This is a genomic window from Streptomyces zaehneri (assembly GCF_032248645.1).
GTDB classification, from domain to species: Bacteria; Actinomycetota; Actinomycetes; order Streptomycetales; family Streptomycetaceae; genus Streptomyces; species Streptomyces coriariae.
The window spans coordinates 32,600-50,543 of the sequence record NZ_JASTTJ010000015.1; the positions used below are offsets into that span (position 1 = coordinate 32,600).

Genomic DNA, 17,944 nt, shown 5'->3' on the forward strand with positions numbered 1-17,944 from the left:
CGGAAGATCACCTTCTGTTGTGACTGGTACGACTGATGACCCTGAGTCCTGCATACACCGATTTCAGGGCGCCGGGCATCCCCCATATGGGCGGCATCACGTGGAATTCGCGCTTACGCGGGGCCTTGAGGGGCAATAGGTATCGGTATGTCGAGCCGCGGCCTGGAGGCTGGAGCATGAGCATCTGGTGGTCACTCCATCTGCGGCGCGATGCCGCGAGCGTTCCGCTCGCCCGCCGCCTGTTGCTCGGCACCATGGAGACGGCGGGCGTCGATCCCGACGTCTGTTACGACCTCTCCGTCGCCCTGAGCGAGGCCTGTGCGAACGCCGTCGAGCACGGCGGGGGAGCCGCGCGCGGCGGCTGTTCGGAGGCGTACCGCGTCACCGCCTACCTCGACGGCGAGAAGTGCCGCATCGAAGTCGCCGACTCGGGGCCGGGCTTCGCCGGCGGGCGCACCTCCCGCGTGGACCGCTCCGCGTACGGCGACACCTACGCCGAGCACGGCCGCGGCCTCTACCTCATCCAGGAACTCGCCGACCACGTCCACATCGGCAACAAGCCGGGGCGCAGCGGTGCGGTGGTGAGCTTCGACAAGATCCTCAAGTGGCGCAAGGACGCTCCCCTCATGGCCGTCTGACCGTTCGTCAGGCGGAGCGGGCGCCGGTCTTGGCCGGTCAGGACCGGTAGAAGCCCTCGGGGAGCGGGAGTTCAGCTTTCTCAGCACTCACAGGTCGCTCTCAGCGTTCCCCCATGCCGCTGACTGGTGGCGTTCCTACGTTCATGTTCATGACGGGAAACCACAAAGACTCCACCATCACGCGGCGCCGCGCCCTCGCGGTGACCGGCGGCACGGTCGCGGCGGGCGGACTCGCCGTCGCCGGGTACCAGTCGGCCTTCGCCGACACTGCGGACGACGGGGCGAGCGCGTCGGCGTCCGCCACCTCGACCTCCACGAGCAGCAGCTGCATGACGCTGATGACGAGCGTCACGGAAGGGCCGTACTACCTCGATGGTGCCTTGGTGCGCAAGGACATCACCGAGGGCAAGAGCGGTGTGCCGCTGACCCTGCGCCTCACCGTCGTCGACGCCACCGACGGCTGCACGCCGGTCTCCGGAGCCGCTGTCGAGATCTGGCACTGCGACGCCTGGGGTTACTACTCCGGCTACACGACCGCCAACCCCGGCGGTTCGGCCCCGGCGGAGAGCGAGGACGGCTCCACCGCCGACGACGACACCTACCTGCGTGGCTACCAGATCGCCAACGCCAACGGGGTCGTCAAGTTCGAGACGATCTTCCCCGGCTGGTACACCCCGCGCACCTGCCACATCCACCTCAAGGTGCACACGGGCGGCCAGAAGGAGGACGGCACCTACGAGGGCGGCAAGGTCAACTACACCGGCCAGCTCTTCTTCCCCGACGACATCGCCGAGGAGATCTTCACGCTGGATCCCTACTCCAAGCACTCCGGCAGCTACACCACCCTCGACAACGACATGGTCTACGACGGCGGTGGCACCTCCAGCGGCCTGTTGACCCTGAAGGCCGTGCACAAGGCCGACCCCTCCAAGGGCTACAAGGGGTCCATCACCCTGGGTGTCGACCCCGACGCCGAGAACACCGGCGCGGGCGGCTCAGGCGGCGGCGGTACGCCCCCCAGCGGCGCCCCGGGCGACGCTCCGACGGGCACCCCGCCGAGCGACGCCCCGTCGGTCTCCGCCTCCTCATAAGGTCGGGACATGACAAGCCGTGAGGACGAGGCGCTCGCGCAGGCCGCGGTGGCCGCGCTGACGGGGCAACTGGCCCTGGCTCCCAAGCCGGGCCTGCCCGACCCACGTGACCTGGCAGCCCGCGTCACCCGCAAGGACCACTGCGGGCTGCGCTGGTCGGCCAAGGCGCTCGCACCCGGCCTCGCGGCGATGGCCGCGGCCGCCCGCCGCACCGGCGAACCCACGCCCCGGCTCCGCGCGGAGCTGGGCGCGATCGGGAGGTGCACCGAGCACTCGGTGGGCCTGGCCGGCGGCGGGCACCGGGGTGCGCTGTGGACGCTCGGCCTGCTGGTCGCGGCGGCCGCCCTGGACACCCGCGCGCGGGGCGTCGAGGTCGCCGCGACCGCCAAGCGGATCGCCGCCCACCCCGACCGGGCCGCTCCACGGCGGCCCTCGCGGGGCGCGACCGTCTCGGCGAAGTACGGCGCGGCCGGCGCCCGCGGCGAGGCACGCGCCGGATTCCCGCACGTACGGCGGGCCCTGGACGCGCTCGCCGCGGCCCGGTCGGCAGGCGCGGACGAGTCCGAGGCGCGGCTCGACGCCCTGCTCACCGTCATGTCCACCCTCCAGGACACCGAACTCCTGCACACCGCGGGCCCGCTGGGGCTGCGTCATGTGCAGGCCGGTGCCCGCGGCATCCTGGAGGCGGGCGGCACGGCGACCCCGGCGGGCCGCGCGGCCCTGACCGAACTCGACACCGACCTCCACGCGCGCGCGTGGAGCCCACGCGGCAGCGCGGGGCTCCTGGCGGGCGCGCTCTTCGTGGACGCCCTGCCGGTCGCCGCACTGACCCGGGCGGCCTGAGCCGGACACGGGCACCGGCGGCGGTGGCGACGGCGTGTCGCGACGGCGACGGCGACGGGCGATGGCGGCGGTGCTCCGCGGGCCGCCTCAGCGCGTGCTCGGGGCGGGCTCGGGGCGTGCTCATGGCGGGCTCGGGGCGTGCTCATGGCGGGCTCGGGGCGGGCTCGGGGCGAGCTGAGGGTGTGCGCCGCCGTCAACTCGCCGGGACCAACGCGGCCGAGGGCCCGGTCGTCCGGACGGCCGCGGCCCTCCGGGCCGCCGGGCCCATCGCGTAGGACGCCGCGACAATCGCCGCGCCCAGCAGCAGCCAGCCCGGTGTGCCCCACTCGACCAGGAGCCAGGTCAGGACCAGCGGACCGAGGGTGCGGGCCACCGTGACACCGGTGCCGAACAGCCCCTGGTACTCGCCGACCCGGTCGGCCGGCGCCAGGTCGAAGGAGAGCTGCCAGGAGCCCGCGGACTGCCCCATCTCCGCGACCACCTGAAGCACCGACCCCAGCACCAGCACGCCCGCCGCCACCCACGGCGAGGCACCCGCGGACAGGGCGAACACCGCGCACGCGGCACACATCACCCAGCCCGCCCGACGCACCGCGCGCGTGGCGCTCGCCAACCCCGTCACGCCGCGCGCCGCCCGCACCTGGAACACCGTCACCACGGCGGTGTTGAGCACGAACAGCGCGGAGACCAGCCAGGCGGGCGCCCCGGTCCGCTCGGTGATCCACAGCGGCAGCACCAGACTGAGCAGCGGCATCCGCAGCAGCAGCACGGTGTTCAGCAGCGCCACCAGGGCGTACGGCCGGTCCCGCAGCACACCCAGGCCGCCCCCGCGCGGCCGGACCCTTCCGGGAGCCACCCGGGGCAGCCGGGCGAGCAGCGACGCGCACACCAGGAAGCTCACCGCGTCGACCACGAGCACCCCGAGGTACGCCTCCCGTGTCCCGGCGTTCAGCGCGAGCCCGCCGAGCCCGGCGCCCACCGCCAGGCCCGCGTTCAGGGTCGCCTGGAGCCGCGCGAGCAGCCCCGTCCGCTCCCCGGCGGGCACCAGCCCGGCCAGCAGGGCCTGCCGGGCCGCCGCGAGCCCCGACTGCGCGGCCGCGTACCCGCACGCCACGAGCACGAACGGCACGAACCCGCGCACGAGGGTGAAGGACGCCACCGCCAGCCCGGTCGCGAGGGCCAGCAGTACCGCCGTCCCGCGCGCCCCGCGCCGGTCGGCCAGTCGCCCCAGCGGCACCCCGGCCACCGAGCCGACCGCCCACCCGAGGGTGAGCCCGAGGCCCACGCGCGCAGGGGCGAGACCGATCACCTGGGTGAAGTACAGGGCCGACGTCGTGTAGTACGCGCCGTCCCCGACCGAATTGCTCAACTGGGCGAGCGCGAGCAGCCGCCGTGGGTGAATCTTCGACATACCGATGACGCTAGAGCCGCGGTGGGCCGCTCGACAGCACCAATCACAGGCCGTGAAACTGGCCCAATCACGGTCCGACCATGGTCCGTCCGGTCTGTTTCGATCATGGCCCCGCCCGCTCGCCCGCTCGCCCGCTCGCCCGCTCGCCCGCTCGCCCGCTCGCCCGCTCGCCTGCCTGCCTGCCTGCCTGGCCCGGCCTAACCGGAGCCGGCCCAACCGGAGCCGACCGGAGCCGGCCCAACCGGAGCCGACCGGAGCCGGCCCAACCGGAGCCGACCGGAGCCGGCCCAACCGGAGCCGACCGGAGCCGGCCCGGCCCGATCATGGTCCGGTCCGGTCAGTCCCGGGTCCCGCTTCGGTCAGTCCCGGCCCAGGACCTTCGTCAGCACGTCCAGGGCCTCCGGATACAGCCGCTCCCGGGGTGTGCCGTACCCCACGACCAACCCCTGCGGGTGTCCCGGGCCGGGAGTGTGCCAGTGCTCGCCGAGACGGCCCACCGCGAGCCCCTCCGCCTCCGCCCGCGCCAGTACCTCCGCCTCGTCGCCGACCTCCACCAGCGCGTGCAGCCCGGCCGCGATGCCGCGCACGCCCCGGTCCGCGCCCACCCGTTCCAGGAGCAGGTCCCTGCGGCGGCGGTAGCGCAGCCGGCACGCGCGTACGTGCCGGTCGTAGGCGTGGCTGTGGATCAGCTCGGTCAGTGCGAGCTGCCCGATGGACTCGGTGTGGTGGTCGCTGTGCAGCTTGGCGTCGGCGACCGATTCCACCAGTTGCGGCGGCAGCACCATCCAGCCGAGCCGCAGCGCGGGCCCGAGCGTCTTGGAGGCGGTGCCGAGATAGACGACCTGCCCCGGCGCGATCCCCTGGAGCGCGCCGACCGGCTGCCGGTCGTAGCGGAACTCCCCGTCGTAGTCGTCCTCGACGATCAGCCCGTCACGCGCGCGTGCCCACTCCGTCAGCGCCCGCCGCCGCCCCGGGTGCAACGTCACACCCGTCGGGTACTGGTGCGCGGGCGTGACGACCACTGCCCCCACGTCGCCCAGTTCCCCGACGCGCACCCCGCGCTCGTCCACCGGTACCGGCGTCACGGTCCCGCCGTTGCGTCGTACCACCTCGCGGTGGAAGGGCAGCCCAGGGTCCTCCATCGCGATGCCGACGTCGCCCAGCACGCGCGTGAGGAGCGCGAGGCCCTGCACGTACCCGGAGGTGATCACGATCCGCTCGGGCGGCGCGATGATGCCCCGCGCCCGCCCCAGGTACCCCGAGAGCGCGGTGCGCAGTTCGATGCGGCCGCGCGGGTCGCCGTAGTCGTACGCCAGTGAGGGCGCCGTCGCGATGGCCCGGCGCAGCGCGCGCAGCCAGGCCGCGGCCGGGAACGCCCCGACGTCCGGGCTCCCGGGCCGCAGGTCGAAACGCGGCTCACGCGCGCGTGCGGCGGTGCCCGGCGGTTCGGCGGCGTCGGACGGCAGGGCCGCGACCCGGGTGCCCGAGCCCTGCCGCGCCGTCAGATAGCCCTCGGCGACCAGTTGGTCGTAGGCGGCCTTCACCGTGTTGCGCGAGATGCCGGTCTCGGCCGCGAGCCGCCGGGTGGCCGGCAGCCGGCTGCCGGGCGCCAGCCGTCCCTCCCGCACGGCGTCCCGCAGCGCCCGTTCCAGCCCGGCCCGCCGCCCTTCGGCGGCATCCGGTTCCAGGTGCAGGTCGACGCCGACACCGGACCAGAAGTCGTTCACGCAGTCCCCCTAGACAGAAGCGCCCCTGGACGGAAGTCCTCCTGAACGGAAGTTCCCCCGGACGGAAGTCCTCCTGGACAGGCGAATGGCCGGGCACCCACCAGTACCCGGCCATCGATCAGCGATGTGTCAGACCTTCAGTGACGCCATCCAGGCCTCGACCTCGTCGGAGCGGCGCGGCAGGCCGTCCGACAGGTTCCGGTTGCCGTCCTCCGTGACGAGGATGTCGTCCTCGATCCGGACGCCGATCCCCCGGTACTCCTCGGGCACCGTCAGGTCGTCGGCCTGGAAGTACAGGCCGGGCTCGACCGTCAGCACCATGCCGGGCTCCAGCGTCCCGTCGACGTACGACTCCACGCGCGCGGCGGCGCAGTCGTGGACGTCCATGCCGAGCATGTGACCGGTGCCGTGCAGCGTCCAGCGGCGCTGGAGGCCGAGCTCCAGGACGCGTTCGACCGGGCCTTCGACCAGGCCCCACTCGACGAGCCGTTCGGTCAGCACGCGCTGTGCGGCGTCGTGGAAGTCGCGGTACTTGCCGCCCGGTTTGACGGCCTCGATACCGGCCTCCTGGGCGTCGTACACGGCGTCGTAGATCTTCTTCTGGATCTCGCTGTAGCGGCCGTTCACCGGCAGCGTGCGCGTGACGTCGGCGGTGTAGTACGTGTGGGTCTCGACGCCCGCGTCGAGCAGCAGCAGGTCGCCGGAGCGGACCGGGCCGTCGTTGCGCACCCAGTGCAGCGTGCAGGCGTGCGGACCGGCGGCGGCGATGGTGCCGTAGCCGATGTCGTTGCCCTCCACGCGGGCGCGCAGGAAGAACGTTCCCTCGATGTAGCGCTCGCTCGTCGCCTCGGCCTTGTCCAGGACCTTCACGACGTCCTCGAAGCCGCGGACCGTCGAGTCGACGGCCTTCTGGAGCTCGCCGATCTCGAAGTCGTCCTTGACGAGGCGGGCCTCGGAGAGGAAGACGCGCAGTTCGTCGTCGCGCTCGGCGGTGACCTTGTCGGTCAGGGCCGCCTCGATGTCCGCGTCATGGCCGCGCACGACCCGCACCGGGCCGGTTGCCTCGCGCAGCTTGTCCGCCAGCTCGCGCACGTCGGAGGCCGGGATGCCGTACAGCCGCTCCGCCTCGGTGAGAGAGTGCCTGCGGCCGACCCACAGCTCGCCCTGGCCGGACAGCCAGAACTCGCCGTTCTCGCGGTCGGAGCGCGGCAGCAGGTAGACGGTGGCCTGGTGGCCGTCGGCGACGGGCTCCAGTACGAGGACGCCGTCCTCCGTCTGGTTGCCGGTGAGGTACGCGTACTCGACGGAGGCGCGGAAGGCGTATTCGGTGTCGTTCGAGCGGGTCTTCAGGTTGCCCGCGGGGACCACCAGGCGCTCGCCCGGGAAGCGCGCGGAGAGCGCGGCACGGCGGGCGGCGGTCTCGGCGGCCTGGGCGATCGGCTCCAGGTCGCGCAGTTCCGTGTCGGCCCAGCCGGACTTCATGCTCTCGGCCAGCTCGTCGGAGACGCCTGGGTACAGGCCGTTCTTCCGCTGCTTGATGGGCTCCTCGGACTCAGTCTCCGGGCCCGCTGCGGTAGCAGCATCATCCGGCACAGCCGGGGTGAGCTCGTCGGCCACGGTCATCCTCCTTGATACGGCACTGGACCCCCTCCATCGTACGGTCGTACGTAAGGGGGCCCAGGGCCGATGGACCTGTTGCCGGGCCGGTCACCGGGTGTTACGGCCGTGCTACTCGAAGCGGGCCGCCAGCAGCACCACGTCCTCGTCGCTGTCCCGTTCGGCCGCGCCGTCCGGCAGGAGGGTGCGCAGCACGTGGTCGGCGATCGCGCCCGGGTCGTGCCGCAGCGGTCGCGGAACCCCCGCGGCGGCCGCGTGCAGCCGGGCGAAGGCACGGTCGACGGGCTCGCCGGTGCGGTGCAGCAGGCCGTCCGTGTAGAGCAGAACCGTCTCGCCCGGCTCGGCCTCCATTTCGACGCTCGGCGCCTCCCAGCAGGCGAGCATGCCCAGCGGGGCGGAGACGGAGGTCTCGACGAACTCCGTGCGCCGCTCGCCGACCAGCAGCGGCGGGCAGTGCCCGGCGCCGGCCAGAGTGATCTTGCGCAGGGCGGGTTCGCAGTAGGCGAACAGGGCGGTGGCGGACCGGGCGGGCTCGGTCAGCCGCAGCAGCAGCTCCAGGTCGGACAGGACGGCGACCGGGTCCTCGCCCTCCATCACGGCGTACGCCCGCAGGGAGGCGCGCAGTCGGCCCATCGCGGCGACCGCGCTCGGCCCGGACCCGGTGACGGATCCGACGGCGAGGCCCAGCGCGGCGTCCGGCAGCGGCAGCGCGTCGTACCAGTCGCCGCCCCCGCGCGGGCCGGTGTGATGCCGGGCGGCGAGCTGGACACCGGGTACGCGCGGCAGCCGGGAGGGCAGCAGCTCCTCGGCCATCGTCTTCATGCACGCGCGTGTGCGTTCGAGCTCCAGGAGCCGCGCCAGGTGCTCGGCGGCGTACCGGACGTACAGGCCGATCAGGTGGCGCTGACGCTCGTTCGGCTCGGCGGGCTCGTCGTAGAGCCATACGGCCGCGCCCAGGCGGCCGGAAGCGCCGTCCGTCTCCAGGGGCAGCGCGTAGCTGGCGGCGTAACCGAGGCGTGCGGCCACCTCCCGGTGACGGGGGTCCATGCCGTCCTCGGCGAACAGGTCGGGCTCGGCGATCTCCCCCTCGCCGCCGGGCAGCCCCTCGAGGATGCGGCCGTAGGACAGGGCGCTGCGCGGCACGGTCTCGATGTGGCCGAGATCGGCGCGGCCGAGGCCCAGTCCGATCATGGTGTCCGGCCCCAGCCGGTCGGCGGGCTCGAGGACCACGAGACCGCGCCGGGCGCCCACGAGGGCGGCTCCGGCGTGCAGCATTTCCTGGAGGGTCTCCGGCAGCGCGTCCGTGCGGGCCAGGCGTTCGGTGAGTTCGTGGAGGGTGGTGAGATCGGAGACCCAGCCGGCGAGCCGGTCGGTCAGGAGGACGCCCGGGCCGGTGGAGCCGGGTGCGCTGGTGGGGGCGGCAGGGACCGTCGGGGAGCCCGGGGTGGCGGGCGCGGGCGCGACAGTGTGTGCGGGTGAGGGAACCGTTGAATCGATTCCGGCCACTTTCGGAGGGTGAGGGGCGTTCATGGTGTCCGGCTCTCGGACCGGAGCGTATTGCTCAAAAGCATCGCAAACCCCCATGTCATTCTGCGCCGCTAGCGGTGTCTCCACATGTACACGCACTCGTGAGGGGATGTCCAGCATTGTCCTGCTGGGCTTGCTGGTGTCCGTGGGCTCTTTGGGAGAATCGGGCACAGTTCTTCCGGCTCCCTTGCGGAATTGTAAAGTTGGCTTAAAAATGCCTCGGGTAACGGGTGATTGCGGTCGACTGGGCTTGCTCCACGGAGCGTCACAGCGGTCTTGATGGGTACGTACTCGGTAAGGGCCAGGTGTCGTTGGGAGCTCGTTGGGAGCCTTCCGGAACCTGGTGACCGGCCCGGGCGTCATAGTCATCGACGACCGTGCCCCATCCTCCCGTGGCGGAGGCGGAGAGAAATACGCGCGACGGCAAACGCCAGACTTCGCCACCCCACGCCACGCCCAGGCATGAGATGGATGCACGTCGGACGGAGTGGCCGCGGAAGCAGTCACCGCTCGACCCTGAGGGGTTCCCCCTGTCTCGTACAGGGGTGTGATGCGCCAACAGGTACGCACAGTGAAGTGATCGACACACGATGTGATGTGGCCCACGGTGTTGCCAGCGGTGCAACGGAAAGGAACGAGCGCTCATGCGCGAGATCCTCGGAAAGCGACGCAGGCTCCTGTCCCAGTCCAGCGACAGAGGACCTGAGTTGATCGACTCGGCCCTGACCTTCGCGACGGAATGGCAGTGGCCCGTCCTCCCGGGCGTGACGGCGGACCCGCAGGGGCGTTCCCGCTGCGGCTGTCCCGACCCGGAGTGCACGGTCCCCGGTGCTCACCCCTTCGACCCCGGCCTGCTCGCGGCCACCACCGAAGCGCGCATGGTGCGCTGGTGGTGGACCAACCGGCCGACCGCACCGATCATCCTGGCCACCGGGGGCACGGCCCCCTGCGCGGTCAGCCTCCCCGCCCTCGCGGCCTCGCGCGCGCTCGTGGCGCTCGACCGCCAGGGCATACGTCTCGGCCCGGTCGTCGCCTCGCCCACCCGCTGGTCGATCCTCGTCCGGCCGTACACGATGGAGCAGCTGGGTGAGCTGCTCTACGCCAAGGACTTCGTGCCCGGCTCCCTGCGCTTCCACGGCGAGGGCGGCTACATCGCCCTGCCGCCGTCCGAGACGGGTCGCGGCGACATCCGGTGGGAGCGCGCGCCGCTGCCCGGTTCGGCCTCGCCCTGGGTGCCCGACGTCGAGGCCGTGGTGGACGCCGTCGTCGACGCCCTCACTCGTACGGGTGTGAGCGCACCCGAGTTGTAGGGGTGTCGGGTGCGCGCCGGTCAGGACGCCGGCGCTCGCCCTCTATCTTCCGCTACATGAACCTTCGTCTCCTCGCCCTCGTGGGCGCCGTGGCGGGCGCGATCGCGCTGCCCCTGGCCATGGCGTCCGCGGGGCCGGTGGGCGACGAAGGGCGTACGGCCGGCGCGGCCGAAGTGGCCGATACCCATGCCACCGACGGTACGGATCCGAAGGCGCCGCCCGTCGAACCCTCCAGGTCCCCGCTGCTGCTCGGCCCGGGGCTGGCGACCGCTGCCCGCTGTGGCCCCGAACTCACCTCCCCCGACGGCGTGGAGGCGCAGACCTGCGTGCTGTCCCAGGGTGAGGACAGCTGGGCGCGCACCTACTACCGCAACGCCACCGGGCGCGCCCTGTACGCCTTCCTGAGCCTCATGGGGCCCGAGGGCCGCACCGTGCGCACGCGCTGTGCCGTGGGCGCCGAGGACGAGCCGGAATCCTGCGAGACACCCCATGAGCGGACCCGCGGCGATCTGGCGGCGTACACGGCGGTCGCGGAGTTCGCGCGAGCGACCGGCGCCGGGCCGCTTCTGCTGCGCTCCGGGAGCAACTCCCAGTCGGATGTGGGCAGTTGACATGCGACCGAACCCTGTAAACAGTTCCGGGCATGAAAAGACCCGGTTGCTGACGACGGGGGATGCATCAGCAACCGGGCAACTCGAACGGTAACAAGAGATCTGCTCCAGGCAAATTCGATCTCTTGTTTTCATCGGTATTCCGGACACCGGCGAAACGGCGCTTCTCGCGCCGACTCACCCTGAGCGGGCGGGAGTTGTGAGCGGAGTCACGCCACCCGCCGACGCAAGGGGTGCTGACCGGTCGTTCAGTTCGGCCGGGGTCCGTAGCTGTACGTCAGCTGAGCGTCACCTGTCGGTTGGTCAGGCCGCCCCGCGCGCGGCGCTCGTCGGCCGTGAGCGGCGCGTCCGAGGCCAGGGCGGTGGCGAGCCGCTCGGCGAACTCGGCCGCCGGCTTCTCCACGTCGTCCGCCGTGACCGCGCTCGGCAGGTCCCAGACCGGCACCGTCAGGCCGTGCGCCCGGAAGGAGCCGACCAGGCGCGTGCCCTCGCCGAGGCTCGAACGGCCCGCCGCGTGCAGCCGCGCGAGGGCGTCCAAAAGCCGCTCCTCCGGATGCGGCATGACCCAGCGCAGGTGGTTCTTCTCCGGCGTCTCGCACCAGTACGCGGCGTCCACACCGGTCAGCTTCACGGTCGGGATGGCCGCGGCGTTGGCGCGCTCCAGGGAGGCGGCCACCTCCGGCGCGGCGTTCTCCGGGTCCGGGACCCAGAACTCGAAGCCGCTGTGCACAACTGGCTCGAACACGCCTTCGGCGTCGAGCAGATCCTGCATCCGCGGACCGTCGGCCGGTGCGCGGCGCGCCTGCACCGGAGTGCCGGGGTCGGCGTCCAGGGCCCGCCGCAGGGTGTCGGCCAGGTCGCGGCTGATGTCGCCCGACGGCGTGTCGTTCTGCAGGCCGAGCAGCACCGAGCCGTCGTCGCGGCGCAGCGCGGGCCATGCCATCGGCAGCACCGTGGCGAGCGTGACGGACGGGACGCCCTCGGGCAGACCGCCCTTGAGCGGCAGCTCGACCGTGGCGGCCGGCACCAACTCACGCAGTGCCACCCAGTCGCCCTCACCCGGCAGGCCCTCGAAGGGGCGCTGCACCAGCTCGGTCACGGCATGTGCGGCGGCCCGGCCGTGACAGGCCTTGTAGCGGCGGCCGCTGCCGCACGGGCAGGGCTCCCGCGCGCCGACGACCGGGATGTCCGCGTCGGTGGGCTGCGGCCGCTTGGCCTTCGTCTGGGGGCGCTTCTTGGCCATCTGGGTGTCTCCCGGGTACGGCTCGTCTGGTACGGCGGGAGCCTAGCCGTTCGTACGCTCCGTCACGGGAACCTGTGGACGACGCGGGGGCTGTGGACGGACGATCACCGCGCTCGGCCCCGCGGATCTCCCCGGTCCTTCGGCGACTCTCCCCGACCGTCTCCGGCTGCCTCCGGCGGTTCTGACGACGGGTCCGACGACGGGTCCGACCGTCTGCGACTGTTCCGACGACGGGTTCGACGACGGGTCCGACCGTCTGCGACTGTTCCGGCGACGGGTCCGACCGTCTCCGGCTGTTCTGACGGCTGTTCCGACCGTCTGCGGTCTAGTCCAGGTCGTCGAACGCGTCCGCGAAGTCCAGGCCGGGCATCGACGCCACCGACGGGGCCGCGACCCGGGAGGCGAAATCGTCGCGCCGGCAGCCCGCGTCGGGGTCGTAGACGTCCGCGTCGACGACGACCCAGACCGTGACCTCGCCGCGGGCGTCGTCCCGGACGCCCCAGTCGGCGGCCAGGGACGTGATGATGTTGAGCCCGCGGCCGCCGTGCGCGGTGACGGAGGGGGTGGCCGGGGCCGGACGGGTCGGGCCGCCGCCGTCGGTCACCTCGACCACCAGTCGGCCCCCCTGATCGACACGCCATGCGGCCCGGACGTCGCCGTCTCCGGCCAGGGCGTCGCCCAGTGGCCTGCCGTGCTTGCACGCATTGCTCAAAAGTTCGGAAAGGATCAGTACGGCGTCGTCGATGACCGATTCCGACACCCCGCCCGTGCGCAACTGATCGCGCATGCGGTGTCTCGCATTACCCACGCCCGCAGGGCCATGGGGTACGGCCATGCTCGACGACGCGGGCACCTCCTGTGCCACCACCAACGCCACCCCCGAGACCTCCTTCGCCCCACGCCACGGTGTGGATGCCCCATTGGCCTGTACCGGAAACCGGCCAATGCGGCCCCGGAGACGCATTCGTCATGAACGAACACGGACCGAACGCGCCGGAGCACTCCCTGTGAGGGGCCTGTCAGTGAGTGGCTGGATTTGGACGGTATGGCTGAGAACGGAGGATGCTGTACCGGCGCTGTGGGGTCAAGAGGTATGGACGGGGCTTCTGTGACTTCCGGGACTTCTGTGACTCCCGCCGGGCACGGTTCAGCGCCCCAGCCGTCGCAGCACCTCGCCCGGGCGGTTGGTGATGATGGCGTCGACACCCAGCTCGACGCAGAGGTCGACGTCCTCCGTCTCGTTCACGGTCCACACGTGCACCTGGTGACCGGCCCCCTTCAGGCGCTCGATGTACGCCGGATGGTTGCGCACGATCCGGATCGAGGGGCCGGCGATCCCGACCCCCGCGGGCAGCCGCCCGTCGCGCAGCCGGGGCGAGACGAACTGCATCAGGTAGACCGTCGGCACCGTGGGCGCGGCCGCGCGCACGCGATGCAGCGAGCGGGCCGAGAAGCTCATGATCCGCACCGGGGACTCCGCCGCCGAGACCGGCGCGTCCAGGCCGAACCGCTTCAGCAGCACCAGCAGCCTCTCCTCCACCTGTCCGGCCCAGCGCGTCGGATGCTTGGTCTCGATGGCCAGCTCCACCCGGCGCCCCGCGTCGGAGACGAGCTCCAGCAGCCGCTCCAGGGTCAGGACGGAGGTCTCCTCGCGGTCCTCGGGCCGGACCTCCCAGTCGGGGTCCTCCTCGCGCGCGTGCCAGGCCTCGCGGGCCTCCCGTGTCTTCCAGGAGCCGAAGTCCAGCGCCGCGAGGTCGGCGAGCTCCAGGGCGGAGACCGCCCCGCGGCCGTTCGACGTACGGTTGACGCGACGGTCGTGCACGCAGACGAGATGGCCGTCCGCGGTCAGCCGTACATCGCACTCGAGGGCGTCCGCACCGTCCTCGATCGCCTTCTTGTACGCGGCCAGGGTGTGCTCGGGGGCCTCCTCGGAAGCCCCGCGGTGGGCGACGACTTGAATGTGGTGCTGCCGTGCGTGGGTCACCGCGTCATGGTGCCATCGGCGCCCGGTCGTCTGAGAACCCTCTGAGATGTTTCGATGATGCGCACTTATTGTGCGTAATGACCCATATAAGGAATGGCCAAGGACCCACAGCCACCGCTTATGGTGCTCTGACGGCCCGTGGGAAAAGCTGAGACGTACAAAAGCACATGCACAGCTTCAGCGCGCGGGGTCGACGACAAAGCGCGCGAAAGCGCGACAAGCGCCGACGAGCGTGACCCAGTGCGACCGACGACAACAGCCGTGGATCGAGGAGAAGAGCTGTGAGCACCGAGAACGAGGGCAAGAGCGAGGGCACCCAGGTACCCCCGGCCCCGTCCGCACCCCCCGTGCCGGTGGAATCTCCCTCGGCCTCCCCGCAGGCGCCCGCGCCCGACTCCGGCGCGCCCACGACTCCGCTCCCGGCGGCGCCCGCGCAGGCACCGGAAGCCGGTCACGCCTCCGCGGGTGCGCCCGAGGGCCACTGGCCGCCGCCCACCGCCCCGCAGGGAGCGCCGGCCCCGGTCGAGGGTGACTGGCCGCCGCCGGCCGCTCCGCAGGCCGCCCCGGCCCGGCAGGGAGCCCCGGCCGCCGCCGACGACTGGCCGAACCCGGCCCCGGCGACGCCCGTCTACGCCGACGCCGGGGCCGGCACGCACGCGTACGGCACCCCCGGCTCCGCCGACCTCGCCGGTGGCCCCGGTGCGGCCGGTGGCCCTGGCGGCCCCGGTGGTCCCGGCGGGACCGTCTGGGGTGCCTCCTACCAGCAGCCCGCGCCCAAGTCGGGCCGTGGCCGCGGCGGGCTCGTCGCAGCGGTCCTGGTCGCCGCGCTGGTCGCGGGCGGCCTGGGCGGCGGACTCGGCTACACGCTGGCCAAGAACGACGACGACACCGGCTCGACGACCGTCTCCGCCTCCACCAACGGCGGCGACGTCAAGCGCGACCCGGGCACGGTCGCCGGGGTCGCCGCCAAGGCACTGCCCAGCACGGTCACGATCGAGGCCGAGTCCAGCAGCGGCGAGGGCGGCACCGGCACCGGCTTCGTCTTCGACACCCAGGGCCACATCGTCACCAACAACCACGTCGTCGCGGACGCGGTCGACGGCGGCAAGGTGACGGCCACCTTCCCGGACGGCAAGAAGTACGACGCCGAGGTCGTCGGGCACGCCCAGGGCTACGACGTCGCCGTCATCAAGCTCAAGAACGCCCCCTCGGACCTGAAGCCGCTCACCCTCGGCGACTCCGACAAGGTGGCGGTCGGCGACTCGACGATCGCGATCGGCGCCCCCTTCGGCCTGTCCAACACGGTCACGACGGGCATCATCAGCGCGAAGAACCGCCCGGTGGCCTCCAGCGACGGCACCAGCAGCGCCGCCTCCTACATGAGCGCCCTCCAGACGGACGCCTCGATCAACCCGGGCAACTCCGGTGGCCCGCTGCTGGACGCCTCGGGCAACGTCATCGGCATCAACTCCGCGATCCAGTCCACCGGCAGCGGCGGCCTGGGCGGTACCACCCAGTCCGGCTCGATCGGCCTCGGCTTCGCCATCCCGATCAACCAGGCCAGGTACGTCGCCCAGCAGCTGATCAAGACCGGCGAGCCGGTGTACGCCAAGATCGGCGCGTCCGTCTCCCTGGCGGACTCCACCGAGGGCGCGAAGATCACCGACACGGCCGAGGGCGGGGCCTCCGCGGTCGAGACGGGCGGCCCGGCGGCCCAGGCCGGCCTCAAGCCCGGCGACGTCATCGTCAAGCTCGACGACATGGTGATCGACAGCGGCCCGACCCTCATCGGCGAGATCTGGACCCACCAGCCCGGCGACAAGGTCACGATCACCTACGAGCGCGACGGCAAGTCCCACACCGTCGACCTCACCCTCGGCTCCCGCAAGGGCGACAGCTGACGCCCACGCGCGCGTGCCCGCCCGTTGCCCCGTACCCCGCGCCGCCGGTCAAGAACGGCGCGGGGCGGGTGGCCCGAGCGGCCCACGGGAACGGTCACTGAACGAGGCGGTGTGCAGGAAGCATGGCTTCCTGCACACCGCCTCGGTTCGTTGCGGGCTACGAGCTACGAGCTACGAGCTACGGGATCACGGGATCAGAGAAGCGCACCGTCGGTGATCTTGGTGGCGATGCCGTTCTCGATCACGACCTCGGCCTCGACGCCCTTCTTGGCGGCCTTCTCCAGGTCGGCCTCCTCGCACGGTGCGTCCACCTTCGAGCCGGCGGTGCCGCAGATCTGGCCCCCGCCCAGGATCACGGTGTCCTCGGCGAGGTAGAAGGCCTGCTGTTCACCGCCGGAGCCCTGGGCGGCGGGCCCGTCTACCAGGTACTTGCCGGGCGCCACGTACCGCACGATGCCGTACCAGGTGCCGTTGACGCCCTTGCCCTTGTTGAGACCGTCCACGACGCTCTCGCTGCCGCCGGACGTGCTCCCGGGGGCGGTCGTGGCGCCGCCGCCGGAGGTGCTGCCGCCGCCGGACGTGCTGCCGCCGGAGGACGACGCGGAGGCGCGGCGCTCGGTGATCTGCGTCGCGGCGCCGTCCTTCATCACCACATCGGCGTTGACTGAGCGTCCGCCCTTGGTGGCGGTCTCCAGGTCGGCCTCCTCGCACGGCGCGTCCACCTTCGAGGAGGCGTCGCCGCAGATGGTGCCCGCGCCGAGGATCTTGGTGTCGTCCGCGATCCAGAACTGCTGGTCGGACTTGCCGGACACGCTGACGGTGTACTTGCCCGACGCGAGGTACGTCACCGTCCCGCCCGCGAAGGTGCCGCTGACGCCCTTGGCGCCGGACTTGTTCGCCGCCGCGGCCGTGTCGGACTTGCCGGAGGAGCTGTCGGCTGCGTCGTCGCCCTGGTTGCACGCCGACATCAGCAAGGTGCCGCCCAGGAGCGCGGCGGAGACGAGGAAAGCCTTGCGACGGTTGCGAGTCATGGGTCAATTCCCTGAATAGTCGGCTGGTTGGTGCTGAGGTGCGGTCGTTCCCCGCAGCGCTGTTGATCACTATGAGGGGACCGGGAGCCAAAAGGATGCCTCGGTCCTTGATCCAGTACGACGTCGTCACAGTCCCGTGACATGAACAACTCGGCTGCACGGAACCGGGGTTGCCGCTCCGCGCCACGAATCGGGGGCATCGGCGGCCGCGGCTCGCCTCCGCGGACTTCATCCGCATCCGAACGTGATCGGGTGGGTGAATCGCGGTCGGCACTGTGGCGTGGGCATGACCGAAGTGACATGGCATGTTCACGCTCGATTTACGTGGACACCTCCTCCGACCTCGATTCTCGCGATCATGGAATCTCTGAAGGCTCTGAGACTGACCGTGCCCATGGGACTCGCCGCCCTCGTGCTCACCGTGGCGGGCTCGATGTCCACGGCGTCGGCGACGACGTACTGGTCGTACAGCAACGACTACGAGGGCCAGTGCCTGGTGTCGTCGACCGTGAGCGACAAGGTCTGGTCGGACACCTGCAATGACGGGCTCTCCACCCGGAACTGGTACTGGGGTTCGGATTCCTACACCCGCAACTACGACGGCACGGTGTTCCGCCGGCTGGTGAGCAAAGCCAACGGCATGTGTCTCACCACGGACAGCAAGACCGCGACCAACGCTGTCTGGATGAGCGCCTGCGGGAACGCCCCCGGGCAGTGGTGGAGCGGCGATGACGACTACCTCGAATGCGACTTCATCTCCGGCACCGGGGTGTTTCTCCGTACCTCGGGCAACGGTGCCGCCGTCTACACCACCAACTACATCGGCGAAGGCGGCATCGACCCTGCCCGCTGGGTCTGGTGGGGCGCACACAGCTGACGCTGCCACGACGTGCAGAAGGCCCTCGCACCCCGCAGGAGCGAGGACGTGGACCATGCTCCCCGCTTCGAGCCCGCGCCCGGTAGTCTGTACCCGCTCCGCCCCAGGTGGGCCGGGGCGCGGGTGGGTTGCC

The 17,944-nt window shown here is 71.9% G+C and carries 15 protein-coding genes; 7 read left to right on the plus strand and 8 right to left on the minus strand.

Features of this window, described 5'->3' with window-relative positions:
* Window positions 1–176 precede the first annotated feature (176 nt).
* From QQM72_RS23855 to QQM72_RS23865, 3 genes are all read left to right on the plus strand, one after another.
* Window positions 177–638, plus strand: a complete 462-nt coding sequence (locus QQM72_RS23855; RefSeq protein ID WP_314222911.1) for an ATP-binding protein — start codon at window positions 177–179, stop codon at window positions 636–638.
* A gap of 149 nt (window positions 639–787) precedes the next feature.
* A complete protein-coding gene (locus QQM72_RS23860; protein WP_449657436.1) occupies window positions 788–1,729 on the plus strand; it encodes an intradiol ring-cleavage dioxygenase in 942 nt (313 codons plus the stop codon).
* A 9-nt stretch (window positions 1,730–1,738) separates the two neighbouring features.
* Window positions 1,739–2,572: a triphosphoribosyl-dephospho-CoA synthase gene (locus QQM72_RS23865; protein ID WP_314222913.1), complete on the plus strand. Its 834-nt coding sequence runs from the start codon at window positions 1,739–1,741 to the stop codon at window positions 2,570–2,572.
* A gap of 193 nt (window positions 2,573–2,765) precedes the next feature.
* Here QQM72_RS23865 and QQM72_RS23870 read toward each other — a convergent pair whose 3' ends face one another.
* The 4 genes from QQM72_RS23870 to QQM72_RS23885 form a co-directional block, all read right to left on the minus strand.
* Entirely contained in the window at window positions 2,766–3,983 is a 1,218-nt protein-coding gene (locus QQM72_RS23870; protein WP_314222914.1) for an MFS transporter, read from the minus strand.
* 359 nt (window positions 3,984–4,342) lie between these two features.
* Window positions 4,343–5,710 carry a MocR-like pyridoxine biosynthesis transcription factor PdxR gene (gene pdxR / locus QQM72_RS23875; protein WP_314222915.1) on the minus strand — a complete coding sequence of 456 codons (1,368 nt, stop codon included), beginning with the start codon at window positions 5,708–5,710 and terminating at the stop codon, window positions 4,343–4,345.
* 129 nt (window positions 5,711–5,839) lie between these two features.
* A complete protein-coding gene (locus QQM72_RS23880) occupies window positions 5,840–7,333 on the minus strand; it encodes an aminopeptidase P family protein (protein ID WP_314222916.1) in 1,494 nt (497 codons plus the stop codon).
* 105 nt (window positions 7,334–7,438) lie between these two features.
* On the minus strand, window positions 7,439–8,974 hold the full coding sequence (locus QQM72_RS23885; RefSeq protein ID WP_314223034.1) for a PP2C family protein-serine/threonine phosphatase: 1,536 nt from the start codon (window positions 8,972–8,974) through the stop codon (window positions 7,439–7,441).
* A 524-nt stretch (window positions 8,975–9,498) separates the two neighbouring features.
* Between QQM72_RS23885 and QQM72_RS23890 the strand changes: the two genes are divergently transcribed.
* Together QQM72_RS23890 and QQM72_RS23895 are read left to right on the plus strand one after the other, a co-directional pair.
* The gene (locus QQM72_RS23890; RefSeq protein WP_020132756.1) at window positions 9,499–10,164 is read left to right on the plus strand and encodes a bifunctional DNA primase/polymerase; all 666 of its coding nucleotides are present in this window, start codon (window positions 9,499–9,501) and stop codon (window positions 10,162–10,164) included.
* A 56-nt stretch (window positions 10,165–10,220) separates the two neighbouring features.
* A complete protein-coding gene (locus QQM72_RS23895; protein ID WP_314222917.1) occupies window positions 10,221–10,775 on the plus strand; it encodes a hypothetical protein in 555 nt (184 codons plus the stop codon).
* Window positions 10,776–11,052: 277 nt separating this feature from the next.
* On the opposite strand, the gene QQM72_RS23900 is transcribed toward QQM72_RS23895, so the two are convergent.
* The 3 genes from QQM72_RS23900 to QQM72_RS23910 form a co-directional block, all read right to left on the minus strand.
* A complete protein-coding gene (locus tag QQM72_RS23900; RefSeq protein WP_054242183.1) occupies window positions 11,053–12,018 on the minus strand; it encodes a DUF5926 family protein in 966 nt (321 codons plus the stop codon).
* A 325-nt stretch (window positions 12,019–12,343) separates the two neighbouring features.
* Window positions 12,344–12,982, minus strand: coding sequence for an ATP-binding protein (locus QQM72_RS23905; protein ID WP_314222918.1), 639 nt, complete (start codon window positions 12,980–12,982; stop codon window positions 12,344–12,346).
* Between the two features lie 183 nt (window positions 12,983–13,165).
* Entirely contained in the window at window positions 13,166–14,002 is an 837-nt protein-coding gene (locus tag QQM72_RS23910; RefSeq protein ID WP_314222919.1) for a glycerophosphodiester phosphodiesterase, read from the minus strand.
* A gap of 281 nt (window positions 14,003–14,283) precedes the next feature.
* On the opposite strand from QQM72_RS23910, the gene QQM72_RS23915 reads away from it, so the two are divergent.
* A complete protein-coding gene (locus tag QQM72_RS23915; protein WP_314222920.1) occupies window positions 14,284–15,903 on the plus strand; it encodes a trypsin-like peptidase domain-containing protein in 1,620 nt (539 codons plus the stop codon).
* 194 nt (window positions 15,904–16,097) lie between these two features.
* Here QQM72_RS23915 and QQM72_RS23920 read toward each other — a convergent pair whose 3' ends face one another.
* Window positions 16,098–16,934: a hypothetical protein gene (locus tag QQM72_RS23920; RefSeq protein ID WP_314222921.1), complete on the minus strand. Its 837-nt coding sequence runs from the start codon at window positions 16,932–16,934 to the stop codon at window positions 16,098–16,100.
* A gap of 358 nt (window positions 16,935–17,292) precedes the next feature.
* On the opposite strand from QQM72_RS23920, the gene QQM72_RS23925 reads away from it, so the two are divergent.
* Window positions 17,293–17,811 (plus strand): RICIN domain-containing protein, encoded by a 519-nt coding sequence (locus QQM72_RS23925; RefSeq protein WP_230195263.1) that lies wholly within the window; start codon window positions 17,293–17,295, stop codon window positions 17,809–17,811.
* Window positions 17,812–17,944: the final 133 nt, after the last annotated feature.